Genomic DNA, 1536 nt, shown 5'->3' on the forward strand with positions numbered 1-1536 from the left:
TGTAGTAGGTGAGTGATGGGGTGACGCAGGAAGGTAGTCCAGCCCGGGCGGTGGTTGTCCCGGGGTAAGGGTGTAGGCCGTGTGATAGGTAAATCCGTCGCACATCAAGGCTGAGACCTGATGCCGAGCCGATTGTGGTGAAGTGGATGATCCTATGCTGTCGAGAAAAGCCTCTAGCGAGTTTCATGGCGGCCCGTACCCTAAACCGACTCAGGTGGTCAGGTAGAGAATACCGAGGCGTTCGGGTGAACTATGGTTAAGGAACTCGGCAAAATGCCCCCGTAACTTCGGGAGAAGGGGGGCCATTCCTGGTGATGAGTTTTGCACTCTGAGCTGGGGGTGGCCGCAGAGACCAGCGAGAAGCGACTGTTTACTAAAAACACAGGTCCGTGCGAAGCCGTAAGGCGATGTATACGGACTGACGCCTGCCCGGTGCTGGAACGTTAAGGGGACCGGTTAGTGCGCTTTCGGGCGTGCGAAGCTGAGAACTTAAGCGCCAGTAAACGGCGGTGGTAACTATAACCATCCTAAGGTAGCGAAATTCCTTGTCGGGTAAGTTCCGACCTGCACGAATGGCGTAACGACTTCTCGACTGTCTCAACCATAGGCCCGGTGAAATTGCACTACGAGTAAAGATGCTCGTTTCGCGCAGAAGGACGGAAAGACCCCGGGACCTTTACTACAGTTTGATATTGGTGTTCGGTTCGGCTTGTGTAGGATAGGTGGGAGACTTTGAAGCGGGCACGCCAGTGTTCGTGGAGTCAACGTTGAAATACCACTCTGGTCGTGCTGGATGTCTAACCTCGGTCCGTGATCCGGATCAGGGACAGTGTCTGATGGGTAGTTTAACTGGGGCGGTTGCCTCCCAAAGAGTAACGGAGGCGCCCAAAGGTTCCCTCAGCCTGGTTGGTAATCAGGTGTTGAGTGTAAGTGCACAAGGGAGCTTGACTGTGAGACCGACGGGTCGAGCAGGGACGAAAGTCGGGACTAGTGATCCGGCGGTGGCTTGTGGAAGCGCCGTCGCTCAACGGATAAAAGGTACCCCGGGGATAACAGGCTGATCTTCCCCAAGAGTCCATATCGACGGGATGGTTTGGCACCTCGATGTCGGCTCGTCGCATCCTGGGGCTGGAGTCGGTCCCAAGGGTTGGGCTGTTCGCCCATTAAAGCGGTACGCGAGCTGGGTTTAGAACGTCGTGAGACAGTTCGGTCCCTATCCTCTGTGCGCGTAGGAATATTGAGAAGGGCTGTCCCTAGTACGAGAGGACCGGGACGGACGAACCTCTGGTGTGCCAGTTGTCCTGCCAAGGGCATGGCTGGTTGGCTACGTTCGGAAAGGATAACCGCTGAAAGCATCTAAGCGGGAAGCCTGCTTCGAGATGAGTATTCCCACCCCCTTTGAGGGGTTAAGGCTCCCAGTAGACGACTGGGTTGATAGGCCAGATCTGGAAGCCCGGTAACGGGTGGAGGTGACTGGTACTAATAGGCCGAGGGCTTGTCCTCAGTTGCTCGCGTCCACTGTGTTGGTTCTGAAAC

General features: G+C 55.9%; 1 rRNA gene (cut by a window edge). It reads left to right on the forward strand.

Annotated features, from left to right (window positions below):
* Nucleotides 1-1503, forward strand: a 23S ribosomal RNA gene (locus ACFYO9_RS38860) (its annotated part extends 1265 nt beyond the left edge of the window); the annotation flags it as partial.
* Between the last annotated feature and the right edge of the window lie 33 nt (nt 1504-1536).

Source organism: Streptomyces sp. NPDC005863 (genome assembly GCF_042871345.1).
Classification (GTDB): Bacteria; Actinomycetota; Actinomycetes; order Streptomycetales; family Streptomycetaceae; genus Streptomyces.